The organism is Inquilinus sp. (genome assembly GCF_039594555.1).
Taxonomy (GTDB): domain Bacteria; phylum Pseudomonadota; class Alphaproteobacteria; order DSM-16000; family Inquilinaceae; genus Inquilinus.
In genome coordinates, this window is the sequence record NZ_JBCNNF010000593.1 from 1 (window position 1) to 3197 (window position 3197).

Here is a 3197-nt window from a genome sequence, read left to right on the forward strand (position 1 = left end):
TTCTGCTCCGGCGTGTTCCGTGAGCCGCTGAACGGCGAGGAATGCGTGCTGCCGGTCAGCCGGGCGCAGCTGCCGATGCTGGGCTACCGCAACTGCGTCGCCAGCTTCATCGGCCTGCACGAGGCCCCGGCCTCGGCCCTGGGCGACGACCGCGCCGTGAACCTGCCGAGCCGCGCCTACACGGTCGAGGACATGGTGGCCTCGGTGAAGCGGGTGGCGGAGAAGTACCAGATCAAGCTGGGGCCGATCACCACCAAGCCGGACCCGGTGATCCAGGCGATCGTCGACGGCTGGGCCACCGACGCCTCTTGGGACCGTGCCAAGGCCCTGGGCCTGCCGATCGACGAAAGCATCGACCGGGTGGTCGAGGATTATATCGAGGACTTCCTGCCCAGCCGGCATTGACCCCACCTGTCATTGCCGGGCTTGACCCGGCAATCCAGAGAATGTCGAGACCTTCTGGATGCCCGGGCCAAGCCCGGGCATGCCAGTTTTGGATGGCTGGTTGATACCGGTAACAGATTTGTACGATCAAACCGCCGAAACCGTTTGACCGATCCCGGTCATCGGCTACCCTCTCCCGCAACGATCGGCGGCCAGGATGCCTCCGGCAGCGCTCAGAGGGAGGGGGAATGGCCTCGGTTTCGATCCGTGGTGTCACCAAGAGCTTCGGCACCGTCCCGATCATCCATGGCGTCGATATCGAGATCGGCGATCACGAATTCGTGGCGCTGGTCGGCCCCTCCGGCTGCGGCAAGTCCACCCTCCTGCGCATGATCGCGGGGCTGGAACGGATCACCGGCGGCGACATCTCCATCGCCGGCCGCCGCATCAACGACGTCCCGCCGAAGGAGCGGGATATCGCCATGGTGTTCCAGAACTACGCCCTGTATCCGCACATGACGGTGCGGGACAACATGGCCTTCGCCCTGATGCTGGCCAAGACCGACAAGGCAGAGATCGACCGGCTGGTCGGCGATGCCGCCGCCATCCTCGGCCTGTCGGCGCTGCTCGACCGCTATCCGCGGCAGCTGTCCGGCGGCCAGCGCCAGCGCGTGGCCATGGGCCGCGCCATCGTCCGCAACCCGCAGGTGTTCCTGTTCGACGAGCCGCTGTCGAACCTGGACGCCAAGCTGCGGGTGCAGATGCGCACCGAGATCAAGCTGCTGCACCAGCGCCTCAAGACCACCTCGATCTACGTCACCCACGACCAGGTCGAGGCCATGACCATGGCCGACCAGATCGTGGTGATGCGCGACGGGCGGGTGGAGCAGGCGGGCGCGCCGCTGCATCTCTACGACAACCCGGCCAATGTCTTCGTCGCCGGCTTCATCGGCTCCCCGGCCATGAACTTCATCGACGGCACCGTGGCCGATGGCGGCGTCCGTGCCGGCGACGGCACGCTGCTGCCGCTGCCGCCGAACGCCCCGGTCGAGACGGGCCGGCGGGTGCGCTACGGCGTGCGGCCGTCGCATCTGCGCGTCGCCGCCGACGGCGCCGGGCTGCCGACCGAGGTCGAGGTGATGGAGCCGACCGGCGACGACACCTTCGTCTATGGCCGCATGGCGGGGCAGGAGATCTGCGCCATGTTCAACGAGCGCCAGGGCTTCGGCCCCGGCGATACCATCCGGCTGCAGCCGGATGTGGCGCGCATCCATCTGTTCGACGCGGAGACCGAACGCCGCCTCTGACGGCGGCGGCTTTCACACAGCGATTTTCAAGCAAAGACAGACGGGAGAGGAAACATGGCTGATTTCACGCGGCGCGACGTCCTGAAGACCGGTGCGGGTCTGGCGGCGGCCGGCGCCATCGGCTCGGGCGGCCTGATCCGCCCGGCCCATGCCCAGGACCTGTCCTACACGCCGGAATCGGGCGCGACCCTGCGCGTGCTGCGCTGGGCCAAGTTCGTGCAGGGTGACGAGACCCAGTGGCTGGCCAACACCAAGGCGTTCAGCGACAAATACGGCGTTCCGGTGCGGGTCGACAGCGAGGGCTGGGAGGACATCCGGCCGAAGGCGGCGGTGGCCGCCAATGTCGGCAGCGGGCCTGACATCGTGCTGGTCTGGTTCGACGACGCCCAGCTGTATCCCGACAAGCTGCTCGACGTCACCGAACTGGCCACCTACCTCGGCAACAAATACGGCGGCTGGTACGAAGGGCTGCAGGGCTACGCCCAGCGCGACGGCAAGTTCATCGGCCTGCCGCTGGCGGCGATCGGCAACGCCATCTGCTACCGCGAGAGCTGGGTCAAGCAGGCCGGCTTCAACGAGTTCCCGAAGGACACCGACGGCTTCCTGGCGCTGTGCCGCAAGCTGAAGGAGATCGGCCACCCGGCCGGCTTCACCCTCGGCAACGCGGTGGGCGACGGCAACAATTTCGGCCATTGGATCATGTGGAGCCATGGCGGCAAGATGGTCGACGAGCAGGGCAACGTCGTCATCAACAGCCCGGAGACGATCGCCGGGCTGAAATATGCCGCCGAGCTGTACAAGACCTTCATCCCCGGCACCGAGGCCTGGCTGGACAGCAACAACAACCGGGCGTTCCTGGCCGGCGAGGTGTCGATGACCGCGAACGGCGTGTCGCTCTATTACGCCGCCAAGAACGACGCCAACCTGAAGGAGATGGCCAAGGACATCAGATGCGTGCAGCTGCCGATCGGCCCGGTGGGCAAGTCGGTCGAGCTGTGCCAGACCACCTCGGCGATCATCTTCAACTACACCAAGTACCCGAACGCGGCGAAGGAGTACCTGCGCTTCATGTGGGAGAAGGAGCAGTTCTTCCCCTGGATGGAGCAGGCCAGCGGCTATTGCTGCCAGCCGCTGAAGGGCTATGCCGACCACCCGATCTGGAAGGCCGACCCCAACCACGCCGCCTATGCCGGCGCCTCGGCCCGGCTGCGCCCGAACGGCTATGCCGGCCCGCTGGGCTATGCCTCGGCCGCAGCGATGGCGGACTACATCGTCGTCAACATGGTCGCCGAGGCCGCCACCGGCCAGCGCACGCCGGAAGAAGCCGCCGCCCGCGCCCAGAAGCGGGCCGAGCGGTACTATCGGGTGTAGCCGGGCCGAACGGATGGGCCGGAGCCACCCCCTCACCCGAAATCGCTTCGCGATTTCGACCTCTCCCCGAGGAGAGGTAACCAAACCCTCTCCTCGGGGAGAGGGAGGGGCCCGACGCCGCAGGCGGCGGGAGGG

At 67.2% G+C, this 3197-nt stretch carries 2 protein-coding genes and 1 pseudogene; all 3 read left to right on the forward strand.

Going from position 1 to position 3197, the window contains the following annotated elements; translation table 11 throughout:
• Positions 1-405: pseudogene (locus ABDW35_RS34615) on the forward strand (hypothetical protein); the annotation flags it as partial.
• A 227-nt stretch (positions 406-632) separates the two neighbouring features.
• Positions 633-1691: a sn-glycerol-3-phosphate ABC transporter ATP-binding protein UgpC gene (gene ugpC, locus ABDW35_RS34620; RefSeq protein WP_343718386.1), complete on the forward strand. Its 1059-nt coding sequence runs from the start codon at positions 633-635 to the stop codon at positions 1689-1691.
• Positions 1692-1745: 54 nt separating this feature from the next.
• Positions 1746-3062 (forward strand): ABC transporter substrate-binding protein, encoded by a 1317-nt coding sequence (locus tag ABDW35_RS34625; RefSeq protein ID WP_343718387.1) that lies wholly within the window; start codon positions 1746-1748, stop codon positions 3060-3062.
• Positions 3063-3197 lie beyond the last annotated feature (135 nt).

Excerpts from the sequence above, each read along its gene's own strand:
- ugpC (WP_343718386.1), top strand. The coding sequence starts at position 633 with ATGGCCTCGGTTTCGATCCGTGGTGTCACCAAGAGCTTCGGCACCGTC.
- ABDW35_RS34625 (WP_343718387.1), top strand. The coding sequence starts at position 1,746 with ATGGCTGATTTCACGCGGCGCGACGTCCTGAAGACCGGTGCGGGTCTG.